Origin of the sequence: Pseudomonas rhizosphaerae, assembly GCF_000761155.1 — a bacterium.
Classification (GTDB): domain Bacteria; phylum Pseudomonadota; class Gammaproteobacteria; order Pseudomonadales; family Pseudomonadaceae; genus Aquipseudomonas; species Aquipseudomonas rhizosphaerae.
In genome coordinates this window covers 220,903-242,609 of record NZ_CP009533.1, presented here as the reverse complement: position 1 = coordinate 242,609, position 21,707 = coordinate 220,903, and the positions used below count along the sequence as shown (strand labels likewise).

Sequence of the window (21,707 nt, the reverse complement as noted above, 5' to 3'; positions counted from 1 at the left end):
CGGCAGGCGATGCGACGGCAAAGGGCCGCATTATATAGGCCCTGCGGCCTGGGTACAGTGTGTTTATACGATTGGTCCACTCAATTGGACAGCAAAGCGTTCAGCTGCGCGCGAAATCGGCGAATACACCGACCACCTGCTCGACCTGCGCCGCATCGACATCCAGATGAGTGACCATCCGCAGCCGGGGCGCGGCCGTCACGGTGACGCCACGGGCGGCCGCGAATGCCTTGAACTCACTGGCGCGCGTGTTCAGCTGCACGTAGACCATGTTGGTCTGTACCGGCTCGACGGTGTAACCCTGAGCCTGCAGGCCCTCGGCGAGCTGGGCAGCGTGAGCATGGTCCTGTTCCAGGCGCTGCACCTGGTGATCCAGCGCATAGAGCCCGGCTGCTGCCAGAATTCCAGCCTGACGCATGCCGCCGCCGACCATCTTGCGCAGGCGCCGCGCCTTGGCGATGTAGGCCTTGGTGCCGCACAGCACCGAACCGACCGGCGCGCCCAGGCCCTTGGACAGGCACACCGAGACCGAATCGAAATACTGAGTGATTTCACCGGCCGGAACGCCCAGCTTGACCGCCGCGTTGTACAAACGAGCGCCGTCCAGGTGCAGTTGCAGGCCGTTTTCGCGGGTGAAGTCACGCGCCTGGGCAAGGTAGGACAAGGGCAACACCTTGCCTTGCATGGTGTTTTCCAGGGCCAGCAGACGGGTGCGGGCGAAATGGAAATCGTCGGGCTTGATCGCCGCTTTGACCTGGTCCAGGTCCAGCGTGCCGTCGGCCTGGAATTCCAATGGCTGGGGCTGGATCGAACCGAGCACGGCAGCCCCGCCGCCTTCGTATTTGTAGGTGTGCGCCTGCTGACCGACGATGTATTCCTCGCCACGCTCGCAGTGGGCCATGAGGGCGAGCAGGTTGCTCATGGTGCCGCTGGGCACGAACAACCCGGCCTGGAAACCCAGACGGGTTGCCAGCTCGGCTTCGAGGCGGTTGACCGTCGGGTCTTCGCCATAGACATCATCGCCGGTCGGTGCTGCGTGCATGGCCGCGAGCATGCCGGGCGTGGGCTGAGTAACGGTGTCACTGCGCAGGTCGATGATGGACATGATGGCCTCGGGTTCGTGTCAGCCTCTATTACTGCGGGTTGCGCGGCCATGAATCAAGCCTTGGTGAAACAATTGTCCGGGCCGCTGTTCAGCGCGTCCGCAAGTATGTTACAAAACTCGCGCTGCCCCATGGGGTGGCGAACGTTCTCAGGGCGGGGTGCAACTCCCCACCGGCGGTGATGGCGCGCAATGCGTCGAGCCCGCGAGCGCTTGCAAGTCGGCAACGGCCTGCAAGGTCAGCAGACCCGGTGTGATCCCGGGGCCGACGGTCATAGTCCGGATGAAGAGAGAACGGGATTGCGACACCTTCAAAAGGCCAACGCAGGGCCGTGCCATGCGCATGTACCCACAGATCCCCTTCGATCCACATGCCCTGTTTTTTTCTCGAACAGGAATGAACCGATGCAACCCACTGCAATTGATAGCAAGAGCCACACCCACGATCGGATCGCTTTCGTCCAGGCTTGCTGGCACAAGGATATTGTCGACCAGAGCCGCAAGGGCTTCGTCGAAGAAATGCGCGCACTGGGCTATCAGGAAGCCGACATCGACTTCTATGAAGTCGGCGGCGCCTTCGAAATCCCGCTGCACGCCAAGCTGCTGGCCAAGAGCGGCCGCTATGCCGCCGTGGTCGGCGCGGCCCTGGTGGTCGACGGCGGTATCTACCGTCACGAGTTCGTCGCCCAGTCAGTGGTCAGCGCGCTGATGCAAGTGCAGCTGGAAACCGAAGTGCCGGTATTCTCGGTGGTACTGACCCCGCATCACTTCCACGATGGCGAGCAGCATCGCACCTACTTCTTCAACCACTTCCTGCACAAGGGCGCGGAAGCCGCGCGCACCGTGGCCGACACCGTGCAGAAAGTACGCGCGCTGCGTCGCCTGCAGCAGCAACAGAAAAGCGCCTGAGCCTCAGGCCTGCGGCGTCGGCACGATGAGAATGCCGGCGCGCAGGCCATTGGCAACCTTGGGGTTGGGAAAGATGATCCGCGCGCCCTGCTCTTCCACGACCCAGCGCTGCTGGCGATCGTCCTCGGCCAACAGGTAGCCTTGGTCCAATTCGGTGAAGTTCTCGATGTCGTCATCCAGGTGCAGGCGGAAGGCATCGGTGTGCTTGATGACTTCGCGCGAGACCGAAAACAGCGCCAACTGATCCAGTGGCTGCTCGAGGTCCGTCTCGACCCCTTCGATCAACTGCCGCAGGCTGGTCTCCAGACGACTCAGGTCGACCTCGGCGTTCTGCCCGAACGGCCTGGCCTTGCCCAGCTCCAGGGTGAAGGCTTCGGCGTCGAGCTGCTCGTAGGTGAACGCGCTGAACGTGATCGAAGGCTTGTTCTGCAACAACACGGCGCGCATGCCTGCCGCCTGCAGGCGCACCAGCTCTTGCCGGGAATACTCGCGGCCCTGCTTCCAAGGATACAGGGCAAATTGCTCGATCCGTGAGCCACGGATGGCAGTGTGCAGATCGTAATGCAGGCGCGTGCGTTGCGGCAGGCTGAAGAAAGTCGTGGCCAGGCGCTCCAGTTCGCAGGCACGCAGCGCTTCATTGCCGCTGACCGCCGTGTGTCGGCCGTTGAATAGCCGATTGACGTCGCGCTCGATGTAGCGAGCGCCGCGGCGCATCGCCTCGGGATTACCGAACAGGAACAGGATGCGTGCGCGGGGGACCAGCTGGCCCCGGGCGATGGCCTGCAGCAGGCTGTCGAGCAGTTCGATGGGCGCGGTTTCATTGCCGTGCACACCCGCCGACAGTAGCAGGTCGAGGCCACTGTCCGTCGCTGCCGAGGGACGCACCTCAAGGGCGCCTTCCCCCAACCAGCGCAGGCAAACGCCGCCGGTCGTCAGCTGGATCTTCTGCGCCGGCTCGTGGCCGGCCAAGGTCAATTCGAGCAGTTTGCCAAGAGCGAGCATGGGGCGGCGTCCCTGAAGGATGAAGTTTTAGTGGTTGCAGTCCGGACCGTGAACGTGGCCGTCTTCTTCCTCGGCACCGGCATCGGCCGGTTCCATTTCCAGCTGCAGGCTGACCAGGTTGGTCGCCAGGGGCCGCAGCAGAAGGTTGGCGTATTCGGCATCGCCTTCTTCCACATCGACGCCGATCAGCAACTGGCCGCGGCCATCGTGCTGGATCCAGACTTCCTTACCTTGCCAGACCACGCAGAAGCGCGTGCAGGAGGTTTCCAGTTGGGTGCCGTCGGTGTCTTCGAGAATCAAGCGCAGGGCGTCGGACATACATGTACCTCGGTGATATTCAGAATTGGAAATGATCGTCAGAGCTGGAAAGGATAGACCGAACCCAGCGCCAGGATCTGGGTCAGCTCGTCCAATGCCTCGCGGCATTCGAGCAGAAGTTGCGGGTCGGCCATATCCGCCTCGACCAGGCGGTCGCGATAATGGCGCTCGACCCAGTCGTTCAGGGTGTCATGCAGCGCAGGCGTGAGGATCACGCCCGGGTTGACCGCCGCCAGTTCCTCGGGCTTGAGCGCCACGCGCAATCGCAGGCACGCAGGTCCTCCGCCGTTGCGCATGCTTTGCTTGAGGTCGAACACCTTGACCTCGGCAATACCGCTGCCCTGCCCGGTCAGGCGCTCCAGGTAGCTCCAGACAAGGGGGTTGGCGCGGCATTCCTCCGGCACCACCAGCAGCATGCTGCCGTCGGCGCGGCTGAGCAACTGGCTGTTGAACAGGTAGGTACGCACGGCGTCGTCCACGGACACCTCGGCGCGGGGCACGCTGATCGGTTGCAGGCGGCCACCGCGCGCGGCGAGCTTGGTCTGCAGTTCGGCCAGCACGCGGTCGCTGTCGAGGAAAGCATCCTCATGGTGGAACAGCAGTTCGCCATTGCCGACCGCGATCACGTCGTTATGGAACACGCCCTGGTCGATCACCGCTGGATTCTGTTGGGCGAACACCACGCCCTCCTCACCCAGCCCATGCAGCCGGGCAACGGCCTGGGACGCTTCCAGGGTCTGACGCGCCGGGTATTTCTGCGGCGCGGGCAGGCGCGCATCGAAGGCACTGCGACCGTAGACGAAGAATTCCACGCCAGCTTCGCCGTAGTCACGGCACAGGCGGGTATGGTTGGCGGCGCCCTCGTCGCCAAACTGGGCAACGGCAGGCAGGGCCTCGTGGTGGGCGAAGTGCGTGGCGTCGGCGAACATCGCCTGCAACACACGGCTGGTGGTGGGATGTTCGATGCTGCGGTGGAACTTGCAGTTGAGGTTGGCGGCGGTGAAATGCACGCGGCCATCGGCGGTGTCGGCGCTGGGGCTGACGGTGGCCGCGTTGGCGACCCACATGCTCGAGGCCGAACAGCTGGCCACCAGCAGCGGCATGGCGTCACGCGCCGCCTGGGCGATCACGTCGGCATCGCTGCCGGCAAAGCCCAGGCGCCGCAGCGCGGCCACGTCGGGACGCTCCTGGGGCGCCAGCACACCCTGGGTGAAGCCCAGTTCCATCAGCGCCTTCATCTTGGCCAGGCCCTGGCGCGCCGCTTCGCGCGGATTGGAGCCTTGCTGGCTGTTGCTTTGCGACGCCACGTTGCCGTAGGACAACCCACCGTAGTTGTGGGTAGGCCCCACCAGGCCATCGAAATTCACTTCACAGGGTTTCATCGGTTCGGCTCCGTGGATCTGTTCTTGTACGCAACGTTGCTACGACGCTCTACAGTGTGATGCCCGGACTCAGGGTCGAAGGCAGACTGAGCGCGGGGGTTTCCAGCGAGGCCACCGGATAGGCGCAATAGTCGGCGGCGTAGTAGGCGCTGGCGCGGTGGTTGCCGGACGCGCCGACACCGCCGAACGGCGCGCTGCTGGCGGCGCCGGTCAGTTGCTTGTTCCAGTTGACGATACCGGCCCGGCTGCGCAGCCAGAATTCACGGTAGCGTTCTTCGGAATCCGATAGCAAACCGGAAGCCAACCCATACTCGGTGGCGTTGGCCTCGGCGATGGCCGTATCGAAATCGGCGTAGCGCACCACTTGCAGCAACGGCCCGAACAATTCTTCGTCACGACGGCCATGGGCCAGGGTGACGTCGAGAATGCCGGGAGTGAGCAAGGCAGCGTCGGCCCGTGGCTGGGTCATGCTCAACAGGCTGACCGCGCCGCTGCCCAGCAGTTGCTCCTGCGCCTCGAGCAGCGCCTGCGCCGCGTGCAGGGAGATCACCGAGCCCATGAACGGCGCCGGCTGGCGGTCGTATTCGCCGACTTCGAGGGTGGCGCAGACCTGCACCAGCCGCTCGAGCAACCGGTCACCCCACTCGCCGGTGGGCACCAGCAAGCGCCGCGCACATGTGCAACGTTGACCGGCGGAAATGAACGCCGATTGAATGATGGTGTAGACCGCCGCATCCAGGTCCTGGACCTGCTCGACCACCAGGGGGTTGTTGCCACCCATTTCCAGCGCCAGGATCTTGCCCGGCTGACCAGCGAATTGCCGGTGCAGCAGATTGCCGGTGGCACTGGAGCCGGTGAAGAACAGCCCGTCGAGCCCGGCGTTGGCGGCCAGCGCCATGCCCGTCTCGCGACCACCCTGGAGCAGGTTCAGCACGCCCGCTGGCAGCCCGGCTTCGGCCCAGCAGCGCACGGTCAGCTCGGCCACCTTGGGCGTCAGCTCGCTAGGCTTGAACAGCACGCAGTTACCCGCCAGCAGCGCTGGTACGATGTGGCCGTTGGGCAGGTGCCCGGGAAAGTTGTACGGACCGAACACCGCCACCACGCCGTGGGGCTTGTGCCGCAGGGCCGCCGTGGCATCGGCCAGGGGTGCGCCCTTCTCACCGGTGCGCTCGGCGTGACTCTGAATCGAAATGGCGACCTTGTTGACCATGCTGGTGACTTCGGTGGCCGCTTCCCACAACGGCTTGCCGGTTTCTTCGCCAATGCACTGCGCCAGCTCGTCGGCGCAGGCCTTCAGACGCTCGGCGAACGCGTGCAGCACGGCGATGCGCGCCGACAACGGCTGGCTCGCCCAGTTGAAAAAGGCATGCCGCGCGGCCAGGACGGCTTGATCCACCTGGCTGGCACTGGCACTGCGCCCTTGCCAGACCACGGCCTGGCCTACGGGATTGAGCGACGTCAGTTGTTCACCTTCGCCTGCCAGCCACTGGCCATCGATGTACAGGGTATTCATCAGAGCACCTCCCGTGCTAGCGGGGTCATGGGCACCGCGCGCACCTGGTCGCCTACGCTCAGTTGCAGGCGGCGGGCGGTCAAGGGGTCGACCACCAGCGTGCCGGAGGCGAAGCGCGCGGGTGCTGCGGTGATGCGACACTCCTCGCGCTCGCGGTTATAGATCAGAAACGGCGGCGCGTCGTCCCCGGGGGTGCCGATCGCCAGCACCAGGCTCTTGCTGTCGTGGACCGCGCGGATCTTGCTGGTCTCGCATTCCACGGCCGGGCCTGCGTCGAAGATGTCGACGTAACCCTGGTAGCTGAAGCCTTCGGCCTTGAGCATGGTCAGGGCCGGCTCGGTGTCGGGGTGAACCTTGCCGATCACTTCACGTGCTGCAGGCGACAGAAAGCAGCTGTACAGCGGAAACTTGGGCATCAGCTCGGCGATGAAGGCACGGTTGCCGACGCCGGTCAGGTAGTCCGCCTGGCTGAACTCCATCTTGAAGAAATGTCGACCCAGGCTTTCCCAGAACGGCGAACGACCGGCGGCATCGGAAATGCCCCGCATCTCGGCGATCACCTTGCGCCCGAACAGGTGCGGAAACTGGGCGATGAACAGCAACCGCGCCTTGGCCAGCAAGCGTCCGTTCAAGCCCTTGCGATAGCCCTCGCGCAGGAACAGCGAACACAGTTCCGAATTGCCGGTCAGGTCGTTGGCCAGGAACAACGTGGGAATTTCACGGTAGATGTTCAGTTCTTGCGAGGCACTGACCGTCAGCCCCACCCGGTAGTTGTACCAGGGCTCGCGCTGGCCCACGGCGCCGGCGATGGCCGAAATACCCACCACCGTGCCGTCGTCGTCTTCGAGCACGAACAGGTAATCGGCATCGCCACGCTCGGCTTCGCCACGGAAAGTTTTTTCGGCCCAGCCGACCCGGTGCGCCAGCCGTTCTTCGTTGGCTGGCAGGGTGGTGAGGCCGGGGCCGGTGCTGCGGGCCAATTCGATCAGCGCTGGCAGGTCGCTGCTGCGTACGGGACGAACGATCATGCTTTCTCCTCGAGCGAGCGCCGTACGGCACCCGCAGAACTCGGCCTGTTCAACCAGGTATCAAACTGCAACCAGGCGCACGCTGGCGCCCTCGCCCACACCCAGCGCTTCGGCGGTCGCCAGGTCCAGACCGACCGGCTTGCCGGGTACCCAGTCGAGCTCCAGCAGCACCGCGCGGTAATCCTGCAGCAAGCCGTTGGACACCAGATAGGGACGGCCCGGACCGCCGCGCTCATCGCTGGCCGCGAGCAGCTTGACCGGGACCACGCGGCTGTGGGCGATCGAGCGAATGCCCGACACGCGCGCATGCAAGGTCGGCCCGCCGTCGAAGATATCGATGTAGTGATCGGTCTCGAAACCTTCGCGCATCAATATGTCGAAGGTCACCTGCGCCCGTGGATGCACCTGGCCCATGGCCTCCTGGGCTGCGTCGGGCAGCAGTGGCACGTAGATCGGGTAGTGCGGCATCAGTTCGGCGAGGAACGTGCGGCTCTTGATGCCGCACAGGCGTTCGGCCTCGGCGTAGTTGAGGTCGAAGAAGTTGCGTCCAATCGCATCCCAGAAAGGCGAATCGCCCTGCTCGTCGCTGTAGCCGACGATCTCGGTCACCACCGAATCGGCAAAGCGTTCCGGATGGTTGGCCATGAACAGCAGGCGCGCGCGCGAGTTGAGTTCGGCCCAGATACTGCCGACCAGCTCGGGCACCACGTAGAAACTGGTCAACAGGCTGTTGCCGGTCAGGTCGTGGCACTGCGAAAGCACGTGAATCTTGTTGTGGATCTTCAGCTCGCGCGAGGCGTGCACGAAGGTCTCGTTGCGAAAGCTGTAGAAGGGCTCGGAGTAGCCCGCGGAGGCGACGATCGCCGAACAGCCGACCAGACGCTGGGTGGCCAGGTCCTCGAGGACGAAGAAGTAGCTTTCTTCACCGTTGAAGCTGACTTCGGCGGCAAAAGAGGCTTCGGACTTGGTGATCTTGTCACTCAGCCGACCGGCATCGTCCGGCAGGGAGGTGACACCGATGGGGCTGTCGGCGGCCAGCCGCTGAACCTCGGCCAGGTCAGCCATTTGCGCAGGGCGCATTACCAGCATGGTGTCACTCCTTGTCCATTGAAGCAGGCGATTGAAGCGGTCGATTGCAACGGTCGATTGCCAAGGCAGCGCCGGCCTGGGGCCAACGCTGCGAACAGGCCATTCAGGCCTGGGTCAGGTGCGCCACGGCGCGCTCGAAGCGGTCCAGGCCTTCGTCGATGTCGGCCTCGTCGATGACCAGGCTGGGGGCAAAGCGCACCACGTCGGGACCTGCCTGCAGGATCATCAGGTCGTGCTGCTCGGCCGCATTGAAAAAGTCCTTGGCGCGCCCTTTCCAGGCGTCGGTCAGGGGGCAACCGATCAGCAGGCCGAGGCCGCGAACTTCGGTGAACACGCCGTAGCGCTGGCCGATCTGCTCCAGGCGCGTCTTGAAGCGCTGGTGCCGGGCCTTGACGCCCGCCCGCACTTCGGGGGTGTTGATCACATCGAGCACAGCCTCGGCCACGGCGCAGGCCAGGGGGTTGCCGCCATAGGTGGTGCCGTGCACGCCGACCGCGAAATGCTTGGCAAGGGCGTCGGTGGTCAGCATCGCGCCGATGGGGAAGCCGCCACCCAGGCTCTTGGCGCTGGAGAGGATGTCCGGGGTCACGCCGTAGTTCATGTAGCTGTACAGCTCGCCGCTGCGGCCCATGCCGCTCTGCACTTCGTCGAACACCAACAGGGCATTGAACTGGTCGCACAGGGCGCGGGCACCTTGCAGGTAGGCCAGGTCGGCCGGCACCACGCCGCCTTCGCCCTGGACCGGCTCCAGCACCACGGCGCAGGTCTTGTCGGACACCGCCTCCTTCAATGCTTCGAGGTCGTTGTAGGGAACGTGGCGGATGCCAGTGATTTTCGGGCCGAAGCCGTCGGAGTATTTCGGCTGGCCGCCGACGCTGACGGTGAACAGCGTGCGGCCGTGGAAGCTATTGATGGCCGATACGATCTCGTATTTCTCGGGGCCGAACTTGTCGTGCGCCACGCGCCGGGCCAGTTTGAAGGCGGCCTCGTTGGCTTCGGCGCCCGAGTTGCAGAAGAACACGCGGTCGGCGAAGGTGGCGTCGACCAGCTTTTTGGCCAGGCGCAGGGTCGGTTCGTTGGTGAAGACATTGGACACGTGCCACAGCTTGTTGGCCTGTTCGGTCAACGCGCCGACCAAGGCCGGGTGCGCGTGGCCCAAGACATTGACAGCGATGCCACCGGAGAAATCGATGAGCTCGCGACCGGCCTGATCCCATACCCGGGAACCGGCACCGCGCACGGGAATGAAAGCGGCCGGCGCATAGTTGGGCACCATTACCTGGTCGAAATCGGCACGTTGCACGGGGGCTTGCTCAACGGACATCGGAGTCTCCTGTCAAGGAACGCTCAGCGCAAAATGGGCGAGCGATGAGGAATTGTAAGGACTGGTGCACGCGCGGCATTGCCGCCATGCGACAACTTGTTACAGCGCCAAACCGCCATTCTACGGGGGTTGTCGCGAATGCGACATATAGGGATAGAAAGACGCTGGCGCCTGTGTCGTGTCAGAGGTTCCGCAGCGCGCCCTTCGCGGCCGATGACCGCTCCTACGAAAAATGCGTACCCTGTGGGAGCGGGCTCTGCCCGCGAACGCGACACCGCGGTTCAGCTGGCACACCGCGGTGCCTGCTTCGCGGCCGATGACCGCTCCCACACAGAGAACACGCGCCCTGTGGGAGCGGTCCGTGGCCGCGAAAGCCATACCTCGGTTCATCTGGTACAGCGCAGAAGGAGATCAGCCGCGCTCGGCCGGCACCGAGGACAGCTCGAACGGGCTGCTGCTGCGGCGCTGGTTGCGGTCTTCGCGGGGGGTGGCGCCGAAGAAATTGCGGTAGGCGCTGGAGAAATGCGGCCCCGAAGAGAACCCGCACGACAGGCCGATCTGGATGATCGACTTGCTGGTCTGCATCAGCATCTGCCGGGCCTTGTTCAGGCGCAGCTCGAGGTAATACTGACTGGGCACGCGGTTCAGATACTGCTTGAAAATGCGCTCCAACTGCCGCCGCGATACGCACACGTGCTGGGCGATCTCGTCGGTGGTCAACGGCTCTTCGATATTGGCTTCCATCAACAGCACCGCCTGGGTCAGCTTCGGATGGCTGGACCCTAGGCGATTCTGCAAGGGAATGCGCTGGCGCTCCCCACCTTCGCGGATACGCTCAACCACCAGTTCCTCGGACACCGCACCGGCCAGCTCGGCGCCGTGATCACGGGCCAGCACCGCCAGCAGCAGGTCGAGCACCGACAGACCGCCGCAGGCGGTCATGCGATCGCGATCCCAGTCGAACAAATGGCTGGTGGCGATGACCTTGGGAAAGCGCTCGGCAAAATCATCCTGCCAGCGCCAATGCACAGCCGCACGGTAGCCATCGAGCAGCCCCAACTGCGCCAGTGGATAGACCCCCGCCGACAGCCCACCCACCAGGCACCCGGCGCGCACGGTTTGCTTGAGCGCGGTAGACAGGGCCGGCGCCAACGCCGCCGGTGGCTCGTCGGCCAGCAGGAACAGCTTCTGGCAGCCTTCGAGGCGACCGTGCCACGCCTCGCCCGGCAATTGCCAGCCACCCGGTACGGGGGGCTCGGCCTGCAGAAAGAGCAATTCGTAGGTCACGTCCGGGTGCACCTTCTGCGCCACTCGCAGGGCCTCTTCGGCCAGCGCCAGGGTCAGGGCTCGCGTGCTGGGCCAATAGAGGAAACCGATTCGTTGGGCTGTCATCTGATGCGGACCGAAACCTTAAGTATCAAAAGCAGAATGGGAAATTGCACTGCGCCGCGTCAAGCATGCCCTGCGCCCACCAAAACACCCAGCAAGCGTTTCAAGCAAGTGTCACTTGAGGCTGCCGGACAAAAACTGCTGCAGCCGCTCTGAGCGTGGGTTGGCCAGCACCTCGCGCGGATCGCCGGTTTCTTCGACCAGCCCCTTGTGCAGGAACACCAGCTGGTTCGACACCTCGCGGGCAAAACCCATCTCGTGGGTCACCACGACCATGGTCCGCCCTTCCTGGGCCAACGCCTGCATCACCTTGAGCACGTCACCGACCAGCTCGGGATCGAGTGCCGAGGTCGGCTCGTCGAACAGCATCACCTCCGGCTCCACCGCCAGCGCGCGGGCGATGGCCACACGTTGCTGCTCGCCGCCGGACATGTGCCCGGGATACGCATCCTTGCGGTGCGAGACGCCTACCTTGGCCAGATAATACTCGGCTTTCTCCAAGGCTTCCTTCTTGGAAACGCCCAGGACGTGCACCGGCGCCTCGATAATGTTTTCCAGCGCCGTCATGTGCGACCACAGGTTGAAATGCTGAAACACCATGGACAGGCGCGAGCGCAGGCGCTGCAACTGCCTGGGATCGGCCGCCCTGAGCGCGCCGTCCTTGCCGGGGACCAGCTTGAGCTCTTCGTCGTTGAGCAGGATCTTGCCCGCATGGGGTTGTTCGAGCAGGTTGATGCACCGCAGGAACGTGCTCTTGCCCGATCCGCTGGAGCCGATGATGCTGATCACATCGCCCGCCTTCGCCGCCAGCGAGACACCCTTGAGCACCTCGTGCGAGCCGTAGCGCTTGTGCAGGTCCTGAACTTGAAGTTTGTACATGATCGGGGGTCTCGCAAATCGGTCAGTCACGGGTCACTGGCCCGTGACGAAAGGGTTTCCGCTGCACGCGGTCAGTGCCTGCGCGGAGCCAGGTAGGCCAGCCAGCGGCGCTCGGCCAGCTTGAACAGGCGCACCAGAATGAACGTCAGGCACAGGTAGCACACACCGGCCGTGATGTAGGCTTCGAACGGCAGGTAATACTGGGCATTCACTGTGCGCGCCGCGCCGGTGATGTCGATCAGGGTCACGATCGAGGCCAGGCTGGTGGTCTGCAGCATCATGATCACTTCGTTGCTGTATTGCGGCAGCGCCCGGCGCAGTGCCGATGGCAGCAGGATGCGCCGGTACATCCCGGCCTTGGACATGCCCATCGCCCTGGCCGCCTCGATCTCGCCCGGCGGTGTGGCACGCAGGCTGCCGGCAATGATCTCGGCGGTGTAGGCACTGGTGTTGATGGCGAACGCCAGGCAGGCGCAGAACGTGGCACTCGACAGCCATGGCCACAGCACACTGTTGCGCACGGCCTCGAACTGGGCCAGTCCGTAGTAGATCAGGAACAGTTGCACGAGCATCGGCGTGCCACGAATCACATAGGTATAAAGCCACGCAATGCCATTGACCAGCGGCTGCCGGGACACCCGCATCAACCCCAGCGGCAGCGCCGCCAGCAGGCCGAAGAACAGTGAAATCGCCAGCAGCTTCAGGGTTTCCAGCATGCCACTGAGGTACAGCGGCAGGCTGTCCCAGACGACGTTGTAATCGAAGATCATAGTTCAGCCGCCTTGATGCCCACCGAGTAGCGTTTTTCCAGGGCGCGCAGCAACAGCAGCGACACGCTGGTGATCACCAGGTACATCGCCGCCACTGCGAGGAAGAAGGTGAACGGCTCGCGGGTGGCATCCGCCGCCTGCTTGGCCTTGAACATCATGTCCTGCAGGCCGACCACCGAAATCAATGCCGTGGCCTTGGTCAGCACCAGCCAATTGTTGGTCACGCCCGGGATCGCCAGCCGAATCATCTGCGGCACCAGTACCCTGAAGAACACCTGCAGGCTGCTCATGCCATAGGCCATGCCAGCCTCGGCCTGGCCCTTGGGAATGGCCATGAAGGCCCCTCGAAAGGTTTCCGACAGATAGGCACCAAAGATGAAGCCCAGGGTAAAGATACCGGCCAGCAACGGATTGAGGTCGATGTAGTCGTCGTACCCTACCAGGGGCGCTACGCGATTGAGGATGTCCTGGCCGCCGTAGAAGATCAGCAGGATCAGCACCAGATCGGGTATGCCGCGAATTACCGTGGCGTACAGATCGCCCAGCCAGGCCAGCCAGCGTACCGGCGACAGGCGCAAGGCCACGCCGAGCAGACCCAGCACGACGGCCAGTGCCATGGACGACAAGGCGAGCTGCAGCGTCAGCCAAGCGCCATCGAGAATGACGGCCCCGTAGCCTTTCAACATGTAGAGATCCTCGCCCGGAGAATGAAAAATGGTGCAAACCGCGGTTCCCCGCCGTTTGCACCATCAGTCAGGTGACGTCTGCCGGCTTATTTGCCGTAGATGTCGAAGTCGAAGTACTTGTCCTGAATCTTCTTGTATTCGCCATTGGCACGAATGCCCTGGATGGCCGCGTTGATGCGGTCCACATTGGCCTTGTCGCCCTTGCGCACGGCGATGCCGATGCCGTCACCGAAGTATTTCGGATCGTTCACCGACGGGCCCACGAAGGCGTAGCCCTTGCCGGCGTCGGTGTTGAGGAAGCCGTCCTGCAACAGCGTGGCATCGGCCAAGGTACCGTCCAGTCGGCCAGCAGCCACGTCCAGGTAGATCTCGTTCTGCGAGCCATACGGCATCACTTCGACGCCCAGTGGCTTGAGCACTTCGTTGGCATAGCGATCATGGATGGTGCCGCGCTGCACGCCGATCTTCTTGCCCTTGAGCTCGACCATGGAGTCGCTCACCTGAGTGCCGGACTTCATGACCAGCCGTGCCGGCGTGGCGTAGTACTTGTTGGTGAAGTCGACGGATTTCTTGCGGTCGTCGGTGATCGACATCGACGACAGGATGGCGTCGATCTTGCGGACCTTCAGAGCAGGAATGAGGCCGTCGAATTCCTGCTCGACCCACGTGCACTTGACCTTCATCTCGGCACACAGCGCGTTGCCGATGTCGTAGTCGAAGCCGACGATGCTGCCGTCCGGCGCCTTGGAGGCGAACGGAGGGTAGGCGGCTTCGATACCGATCTTCAGCGGCTTTTCATCGGCGAACGATGTCGCCGACAGCACGGACAGTGCCAATGCGCCAAACAGTGCGAGTTTCTTCATCGGGTGAGCTCCAGCGAAAAAGGGCAGTAAGGGCAGAGTGAGGGCAGGCCCAGAATGCGAAAAATGAGGCTGAACAGGCGACGCCGCAGGGTTCGGCGAGTGAGCGCATTTTAACGGCACTGTGCCAGTCGATATTGCTTCCATGCGACAAGAAGTTACAGAAGCACCAAGTCGACCAGAGCGAAGCATTGACAGGATTTGTTAATCATGCACAGGCACAGAAATACTCGCTCGCCCACGGGTCGTGAGCGCGCCCATTATTGGCAAAGCCTTGTGGGACGGCAAGTCTGGTGTTGTTGGCGGGGGTGAATAGAGATCAAGCGGTAAGCAGCAGTGGACGGCCCTGATGGCCCCTTCGCGGGCAGAGGCCCGCTCCCACAATGCATCACTGCAATCCACACATTGTGGGAGCGGGCTCTGCCCGCGAAGACGTCCTCAAGATCACATCACATCACGCGGAAGCCCGGTTCATGTCCTTGTGGGTATCGATCAACTGCTGCACCACGCCCGGATCGGCCAGGGTAGAGATATCGCCCAGCGCGTCGTATTCGGCTGTGGCGATCTTGCGCAGGATGCGCCGCATGATCTTGCCCGAGCGCGTCTTGGGCAACCCCGGCGCCCACTGGATCACATCCGGCGACGCGATCGGGCCGATCTCCTTGCGCACCCAGTTCTTGAGCTCCAGGCGCAGTTCCTCGCTGGTCTGCTCGCCGCCATTGAGCGTGACATAGACGTAGATGCCCTGCCCCTTGAGGTCGTGAGGCACGCCCACCACAGCGGCCTCGGCCACCTTGGGATGGGCGACCATCGCGCTTTCGATCTCGGCCGTGCCCATGCGGTGCCCGGAAACGTTGAGCACGTCATCGACCCGCCCGGTAATCCAGTAGTAGCCATCTTCGTCGCGGCGCGCGCCGTCGCCGGTGAAGTACATACCGCGGAAGGTCTTGAAATAGGTATCGACGAAACGATCGTGATCGCCGTACAGGGTGCGCGACTGGCCCGGCCACGAATCCAGGATCACCAGGTTGCCCTCGGCGGCGCCTTCGATGATGTTGCCCAGGTTGTCCACCAGCGCCGGCACCACGCCGAAGAACGGCTTGGTCGCCGAACCGGGCTTGAGGCCGATCGCACCCGGCAGCGGGCTGATCAGGATGCCGCCGGTTTCGGTCTGCCACCAGGTGTCGACGATCGGGCAGTTCTGCTTGCCGACCGTGTTGTAGTACCAGTTCCAAGCCTCGGGGTTGATCGGCTCGCCGACCGAACCCAGCAGGCGCAGGCTCGAGCCATCGGCGCCCTCGACCGCCTTGGAGCCCTCGGCCATCATCGCGCGGATCGCGGTGGGTGCCGTGTAGAGGATGTTGACCTTGTGCTTGTCGACGATCTTCGACACCCGGGTGATGTCCGGGTAGTTGGGCACGCCTTCGAACAGCAGCGTGGTGGCGCCGTTGGCCAGGGGGCCGTAGACGATGTAGCTGTGGCCGGTGATCCAGCCCACGTCCGCCGTACACCAGTAGACATCGCCAGGCTTGTAGTCGAACACCCGCTCATGGGTCAGCGCGGCATACACCAGGTAGCCGCCGGTGGTGTGCAGCACGCCCTTGGGCTTGCCGGTGGAACCGGAGGTGTAGAGGATGAACAGCGCTTCTTCAGCGCCCATTTCCTTCGGCGCGCAGGTGCTCGACGCCACTTCCAGCAGCGAGTGGTACCAGATGTCGCGATGACGGTTCCACTCAATGTCGCCGCCGGTGCGCTTGCACACGATGACCTTCTGCACACTGCTGGTTTCAGGATTGGTCAGGGCCCGGTCGACGTTGGCCTTGAGCGCCGTCTTGCGGCCGCCGCGCAGACCTTCGTCGGCGGTGATCACCACCTTGGACTGGCAATCGATGATGCGCCCCGCCAGTGCCTCGGGCGAGAACCCGCCGAACACCACCGAATGCACCGCACCAATGCGCGTACAGGCGAGCATCGCCACCACCGCCTCGGGAATCATCGGCATGTACAGGGTCACCACGTCGCCACGGTGCACGTCCTGGCCGCGCAGGGCATTGGCGAATTTGCACACTTCGGCATGCAGTTCGCGGTAGGTGATGTGACGGCTTTCCGAAGGATCATCGCCCTCCCAGATGATCGCGACCTGATCGCCGCGCTCGGCCAGGTGCCGGTCCAGGCAGTTGTAGGAAACGTTGAGGGTACCGTCGGCGAACCATTTGATGTCGACGTGGTGGTCGTCGAACGAGGTCTGCTTGACCTTGGTGAACGGCTTGATCCAATCGAGGCGCTGCGCCTGCTCGCGCCAGAAACCGTCCGGGTTGACCACGGACTGCTGGTACATGGCCTTGTAGGTCGCCTCGTCGGTCAGCGTGGACGCCGCCACTTCGGGACGAACGGGATACAGGGAAGCCGCACTCATCTTTCATACCTCGGTCGAGTAAATAGTTGTTGTTGTATGCAAACGTTTTAAGGGTATCTGGCCTGTGCAGCCATTCGACGATGGTAGTAACGCTACCCGCCCGGCCACAGGCGATTAGTGCAGATTCGGATAAAACTGTTTATCCGAACCGGCTCTGTTTACCCACGGTACGGGCGCCTAGAATCCACTTCGCCAGCAACGGCACCGCGATCGACAACGACTGTATCCCCCCACGAAGGCCTGTCGATCGCACTTTCCCACTCTCAAGTTTCACACGTGACCTCACAAGGGCTGCGTGCACCCTGACGCCTTTAAAATAGGAAAATCGACATGAAAGCTTTGTTAATTCTTGCGCTGATTGGCTCGAGCGGTATCGCCCTGGCCGATGAGACGACCACTGCCGCCACACAGAAACCCGTGGTAGAACCCTATGACTATTCACAGCATCCGGACATCGCCCATGTCATTTCCAACTCGGCGATCCCCAACGTCTGTGCCGTGGTGCCAGCGCGCCTGACCTACGAAGACTCGCAGGGCAAGCGCCACATCATGGAATACCATGTGATGGGTAACGGCTGTACCAATAGCTGACATCCAACGCTTGGCAACGGTTTGAAAAACTGGCAGAAGCGGATAGCTGGATCAGCTATCCGCAGTTGGTGGCTGCCGAGGCACTGGCATGTGTGATCAGCCTCGCGGGCGCATGTTTGCCTTGATGACATACCGGTGAGCCGTGCCGAATCGTTCTGCGTTACCCTGATAGGCTTGACCCTTCGGGATAGACGCCACCGATTCGATCCTCATGCGGTTGTAGAGCGGGAATGTCACTTCACCCTCGGAGGCATACAAGCCTTCGGAAACGCCCGCGTGCCCTTCATCCAATGTGAGATGCCAAAGGATGTTCTTCGGCTTGACGTAGTCCATCAACGGGTCTTTCGAGGTAGACATAATGATCGGTGAATCCATGTCCAGGTCCAATCGCTGCTCCATCGCCGTATCGCTGGCGTGGGTTTGCTCGACGAAACTTGCCAGCCACGGATAACTGCCCAGCACCGCTGGCGTATCTCCACGAAACGTCTCGCTGACAGTGGCCTTGTTATAACCCGACCACTCCTTGTCCATGCGCGCCAGAGTGCCCTGTATTTCACTCAACTTTTCCAGATTGATGTGTTGGGGTGACGGCTTCATCGTATCGGCGACCGTCTTCCAGATCTTCAGAAAGCTTTCAGGATCCGGAATATTCGAATAGTGCTCGATATTGGCTTTCTGCAGGGCAATCGTCATGGATGAATAATAGGGATAGTCCCCGCCTTGCTGTTTATGCAATGCGGGATCTTCCTTGATCACCCATTTCTTGCGCGGCGCCACACCAGCCGACGAACCCACGCCCCCAAGGGGTGGCGGCGGAGGCGGCCCGGACAAGCCACTGCCTGGCGGTGGCGGGGGCGGGAGCATCATTGGAACGGCGGCTGACATCGCAGGGGGCGGCGGAGGGGGTGGTTCACTTGCCGCCCCTGGCATCGGTGGAGGTGGCGGCGGCTGCAAGCCATTGGGGTCATGCAAGGTGGCCGGGTTATTGCGCACCATGCGGTACAGATTCAAGCCGTCGGCCGCACCCGACGGGTCGGCACTCAGCCAACGGGCCGCCCAAGGCTGGTAGTAACGATATCCATAGTAGTAGAGCCCTGATGCGTCTCGCTCCTTGCCTGAATAGCGCAGGGTCTTGTAGCTGGATTCGATTTCAGTGCGTGCCGCGTACAGGGCTGTCGTACCGAAGGGGTAATATTCTTCCCGCGAAACGATCTGGCCATCGGCGTCCAGCTCCAGGCCGACGCTGCCGATCTGATTGCGATGACTGTAGCGAAGTCTACTGGACTGCAAGCCCTGGGGCTCTCCAACCTGCCAGTTGAAAGCCGTCACCTGTACCGGGCCGGGGCTTGCGACATTCAGGACCTCCCACTGCTCGGTGAGCCTGCCGGCCCGATGGGTGGAGCGCAGCTCGATATCCGGCAGGTAGAGCGTTGTCTGCTCGCACGTCAGATCACCCTCCCGTGCCGTGCTGACTTTCACGCGGCGCTGGTGCTCGCCGCCATAGCGGTACCACTCCCACAAGGCGGCTCCAGAGTGTCCAACCTCCTCGAGGTCACCGTCCATTCCCCACGACAAGGCCTGACCCTCGGGAAGCCGCTTCTGCTGGCCAGCAGCAAGGAAGCAGTCGTCCACCTGCTCGGGGTCCGCGCACATGTCGCTGATCACCGCACGATTGCTGGTACGAGCGACCGTCATGTCCAGCGTGAAGTCGTTGCCGCTGGCGGCAGCCTGATGGCGCATGCCTATCAGATTGTCCCCGATGTCGTAGCTGTAGGTACGTGTGTACTGGGTGTAGGTCGCCGCATCCAGAAACTGGGGGACGGTAGCCGGCAAGCGGCCTCGACCGGCAACGCGCTGCGCCATCTCTCGGCCGGTCGCTTTGGTCAGCCTGTAGAGCGTGTCATAGCTGAATGTGCTTTCCGGAGCGATGCGTACGTTGCGCCAATAGCGCGTGGCTTGAACATCATCGACCACCGCCAGCACATTACCTACAGGGTCGTATCGGTACTGCAAGTCCTGCAACGTTCGCGCGCCACTAGGATGCCCTGCCGGTCGACTGATGCTGGCTGCCTGCAGACGCTGGCTGCCTGGCTCATAGCGATAGCGACCGATAACGTCGTTACCCTGGATCTGGCACAGCAGTTGACCGTCGGCACCGTACTGCACTGCCTTGACGACCGGTTGCTCCGCTGCCCCAGCGAGTTGCAGCCAGCCGGCGGCAAACTGTCCGCTGACATCGTATCGGTAACGCTGGCGGTGACCGCCGACGTCAACCTTGAGCAACGGTTGCCCGCACGCATCGAGCGTGACCACACTCGTCAATACATCGTCGGCAAGCGCTTCGCACCAACTCGATTCGACTTCGCCAGGCCAGTCTGACAAACGCTTGTCGCGTCGCAGCTGCCGACTTTGACGTATCACCGCACCGTGCACCGACTGCGACTCAACCACCTGCAGTCCCGCGCCGTCGTAGTGGCGTATCAGTTGTCCAGCCACATTGGCACTGCGCGCCTCAGCCCCGGAAGCACCCCACACGAATCGCTCCGCCACCACCGAGGCTGCGTTTGGCGAAGGTTGTAGCTCAATGGCCAGCAGGCGGCCTGGCAGGGTCGCCGCCTGATAGCGATAGTGTTTGATGACGTCATTGCCGGTGCGACAGAGAGAAACCCTGCCCTGGGCATCGCGAAGGATTAGGGAGCTGCCGGAATCGCGACTGTCTTCGCGCGCCACATTTCCCGAAAGACCGTAGGACCAGCACATATTGGGGCCCGGATCGGTCGAGCCCGCCGCGAGCCGACGCGGATCGAAGCTTTCCCGCTGTCGCCCTTGCGCGTCATGCCGCGTAACGGTAACCATGGGTTGGGCAGTGTCATCGACGCTACTGCGCAGATAGGCGATCGACCGAATGACGCATCCACGACCGTCACGGACGCTGATGGCCGGTGTCTTGCTGTGAAGTGAAGCTTGTTGTTGAGTAATCACGATCAGTCTCGAAATGCAAAAACGAACGAACATACCCGGCCAGCCCGCCTCCGTCAGAGCTCCGCAAATGTCATCCTCCGACCGACAACTGCCCAGATGTCTGTCCTTGCGGCGCCAATCATCGAGACCCTGCGCAACTCGAAAAGCCGAAGATCCAAAGCGGGCTGATTTTTTTGTGTCTTGCGCGTCTATCATGAACGTCAGGCTATGGCCTGCATCTTTTTCCACTCCCCAGCCCATTTCCGGACTACCCATGCCCCACTCCCAGCGCCCCATGACGGTCACGCTGCAAGTCGTCTCCATCGTGTTGTTCACCTTCATCGGCTACCTCAGCATCGGCATCCCGCTGGCGGTATTGCCCGGCTTCGTCCACAGCGACCTGGGCTACGGCGCCGTGATCGCCGGGCTGGTGATCAGCGTTCAGTACCTGGCCACCCTGCTCAGCCGCGCCCAGGCGAGCAAGATCATCGACAACCTGGGCAGCAAGAAAGCGGTCATCTACGGGCTGGTCGGCTGCGGCATCAGCGGGTTGTTCATGCTGCTGGCCGGGTGGCTGCAAAGCTGGCCGGCACTGAGCCTGACCAGTCTGCTGCTGGGTCGGGTGCTGCTGGGGTCGGCGGAAAGCCTGGTGGGTTCCGGGTCCATCGGCTGGGGGATTGGCCGCGTCGGGGCAGCCAACACGGCCAAGGTCATTTCCTGGAACGGCATCGCCAGCTACGGCGCGCTGGCCATCGGTGCGCCGCTGGGCGTGCTGATGGTCAAGCATCTGGGCTTGTGGAGCATGGGCGCGAGCATCATCGTGCTGGCGGGCATGGGTATCGCCCTGGCGTGGAACAAGGTCCCCGCGCCCGTAGTGGTCGGCGAACGCCTGCCGTTCCTGCATGTTCTGGGTCGCGTGCTGCCCCATGGCACCGGGCTGGCCCTGGGTGGCATCGGCTTCGGCACCATCGCCACGTTCATCACCCTGTACTACGCCAGCAATGCCTGGGACAACGCAGCACTGTGCCTGAGCCTGTTCGGTGCCAGTTTTATCCTCGCCCGGCTCTTGTTCGGCAACTTGATCAACCGCCTGGGCGGCTTTCGCGTGGCGATCGTCTGTTTGAGCGTGGAGACCCTGGGCTTGCTGCTGCTGTGGCTGGCGCCCAGCCAGGAACTGGCCATGGCCGGTGCGGCGTTGACCGGTTTCGGTTTTTCCCTGGTATTCCCGGCGCTCGGGGTCGAAGCGGTCAATCTGGTGCCGGCGTCCAGCCGCGGCGCGGCAGTGGGTGCCTACTCGCTGTTCATCGACATGTCGCTGGGCATCACCGGGCCGGTGGCCGGCGCCATTGCCGCAGGCTACGGCTTCAGTGCAATTTTCCTGTTTGCCGCTGCTGCTGCGTGCACGGGCCTGGGCCTGACCTTCTATCTGTATCGCCAGGCGGCCAAACTGCCACCGGCTGAAGACACGCGGGTCTGACGATAACGCCC

General features: G+C 63.0%; 18 protein-coding genes and 1 riboswitch. Of the genes, 3 read left to right on the top strand and 15 right to left on the bottom strand.

All coding sequences use genetic code 11. The features are described 5' to 3' along the window. Positions 1 to 100: 100 nt before the first annotated feature. Positions 101 to 1,105 (bottom strand): low-specificity L-threonine aldolase, encoded by a 1,005-nt coding sequence (gene ltaE, locus LT40_RS01125; RefSeq protein WP_043185387.1) that lies wholly within the window; start codon positions 1,103 to 1,105, stop codon positions 101 to 103. Between the two features lie 139 nt (positions 1,106 to 1,244). Next, positions 1,245 to 1,402, top strand: a riboswitch (FMN riboswitch). Positions 1,403 to 1,507: 105 nt separating this feature from the next. On the opposite strand from ltaE, the gene LT40_RS01120 reads away from it, so the two are divergent. After that, complete coding sequence (locus tag LT40_RS01120) at positions 1,508 to 2,011, top strand: 6,7-dimethyl-8-ribityllumazine synthase (RefSeq protein WP_043185386.1); 504 nt, start codon at positions 1,508 to 1,510, stop codon at positions 2,009 to 2,011. 3 nt (positions 2,012 to 2,014) lie between these two features. Here LT40_RS01120 and astE read toward each other — a convergent pair whose 3' ends face one another. The 13 genes from astE to acs all read right to left on the bottom strand — a co-directional run bounded on the left by astE (position 2,015) and on the right by acs (position 16,667). Then, the gene (gene astE / locus LT40_RS01115; protein ID WP_043185378.1) at positions 2,015 to 3,013 is read right to left on the bottom strand and encodes a succinylglutamate desuccinylase; all 999 of its coding nucleotides are present in this window, start codon (positions 3,011 to 3,013) and stop codon (positions 2,015 to 2,017) included. Between the two features lie 27 nt (positions 3,014 to 3,040). After that, positions 3,041 to 3,331, bottom strand: coding sequence for a hypothetical protein (locus LT40_RS01110; RefSeq protein ID WP_043185377.1), 291 nt, complete (start codon positions 3,329 to 3,331; stop codon positions 3,041 to 3,043). 38 nt (positions 3,332 to 3,369) lie between these two features. Then, positions 3,370 to 4,713 (bottom strand): N-succinylarginine dihydrolase, encoded by a 1,344-nt coding sequence (gene astB, locus LT40_RS01105; protein ID WP_043185372.1) that lies wholly within the window; start codon positions 4,711 to 4,713, stop codon positions 3,370 to 3,372. Positions 4,714 to 4,762: 49 nt separating this feature from the next. Continuing rightward, complete coding sequence (gene astD / locus LT40_RS01100; protein ID WP_162473362.1) at positions 4,763 to 6,229, bottom strand: succinylglutamate-semialdehyde dehydrogenase; 1,467 nt, start codon at positions 6,227 to 6,229, stop codon at positions 4,763 to 4,765. Continuing rightward, positions 6,226 to 7,254 carry an arginine N-succinyltransferase gene (astA, locus tag LT40_RS01095; protein WP_043185366.1) on the bottom strand — a complete coding sequence of 343 codons (1,029 nt, stop codon included), beginning with the start codon at positions 7,252 to 7,254 and terminating at the stop codon, positions 6,226 to 6,228. The genes astD and astA overlap by 4 nt, the downstream gene beginning before the upstream one ends. A gap of 60 nt (positions 7,255 to 7,314) precedes the next feature. Beyond that, the gene (aruF, locus tag LT40_RS01090) at positions 7,315 to 8,343 is read right to left on the bottom strand and encodes an arginine/ornithine succinyltransferase subunit alpha (protein WP_043185363.1); all 1,029 of its coding nucleotides are present in this window, start codon (positions 8,341 to 8,343) and stop codon (positions 7,315 to 7,317) included. Positions 8,344 to 8,446: 103 nt separating this feature from the next. Next, positions 8,447 to 9,667 carry an aspartate aminotransferase family protein gene (locus tag LT40_RS01085; RefSeq protein WP_043185357.1) on the bottom strand — a complete coding sequence of 407 codons (1,221 nt, stop codon included), beginning with the start codon at positions 9,665 to 9,667 and terminating at the stop codon, positions 8,447 to 8,449. A 411-nt stretch (positions 9,668 to 10,078) separates the two neighbouring features. Next, positions 10,079 to 11,059, bottom strand: a complete 981-nt coding sequence (gene argR, locus LT40_RS01080; protein WP_043185354.1) for a transcriptional regulator ArgR — start codon at positions 11,057 to 11,059, stop codon at positions 10,079 to 10,081. Between the two features lie 111 nt (positions 11,060 to 11,170). Beyond that, positions 11,171 to 11,935, bottom strand: a complete 765-nt coding sequence (locus tag LT40_RS01075) for an ABC transporter ATP-binding protein (RefSeq protein ID WP_043185353.1) — start codon at positions 11,933 to 11,935, stop codon at positions 11,171 to 11,173. Positions 11,936 to 12,006: 71 nt separating this feature from the next. Next, complete coding sequence (locus LT40_RS01070; protein WP_043185350.1) at positions 12,007 to 12,705, bottom strand: ABC transporter permease; 699 nt, start codon at positions 12,703 to 12,705, stop codon at positions 12,007 to 12,009. Then, entirely contained in the window at positions 12,702 to 13,391 is a 690-nt protein-coding gene (locus LT40_RS01065) for an ABC transporter permease (protein ID WP_043185347.1), read from the bottom strand. The genes LT40_RS01070 and LT40_RS01065 overlap by 4 nt, the downstream gene beginning before the upstream one ends. A gap of 86 nt (positions 13,392 to 13,477) precedes the next feature. Next, the gene (locus LT40_RS01060; protein ID WP_043185343.1) at positions 13,478 to 14,254 is read right to left on the bottom strand and encodes an ABC transporter substrate-binding protein; all 777 of its coding nucleotides are present in this window, start codon (positions 14,252 to 14,254) and stop codon (positions 13,478 to 13,480) included. A 451-nt stretch (positions 14,255 to 14,705) separates the two neighbouring features. After that, positions 14,706 to 16,667: an acetate--CoA ligase gene (acs, locus tag LT40_RS01055; RefSeq protein WP_043185341.1), complete on the bottom strand. Its 1,962-nt coding sequence runs from the start codon at positions 16,665 to 16,667 to the stop codon at positions 14,706 to 14,708. A 330-nt stretch (positions 16,668 to 16,997) separates the two neighbouring features. Here acs and LT40_RS01050 point away from each other — a divergent pair, with 330 nt between their 5' ends. Then, complete coding sequence (locus LT40_RS01050) at positions 16,998 to 17,258, top strand: DUF2790 domain-containing protein (protein WP_043185340.1); 261 nt, start codon at positions 16,998 to 17,000, stop codon at positions 17,256 to 17,258. A 96-nt stretch (positions 17,259 to 17,354) separates the two neighbouring features. Here LT40_RS01050 and LT40_RS01045 read toward each other — a convergent pair whose 3' ends face one another. After that, positions 17,355 to 20,495 (bottom strand): RHS repeat domain-containing protein, encoded by a 3,141-nt coding sequence (locus LT40_RS01045; RefSeq protein WP_158497433.1) that lies wholly within the window; start codon positions 20,493 to 20,495, stop codon positions 17,355 to 17,357. On the opposite strand from LT40_RS01045, the gene LT40_RS01040 reads away from it, so the two are divergent. After that, positions 20,494 to 21,696, top strand: coding sequence for an MFS transporter (locus tag LT40_RS01040; protein WP_043185338.1), 1,203 nt, complete (start codon positions 20,494 to 20,496; stop codon positions 21,694 to 21,696). The two genes, LT40_RS01045 and LT40_RS01040, sit on opposite strands and share 2 nt — an antisense overlap. Positions 21,697 to 21,707: the final 11 nt, after the last annotated feature.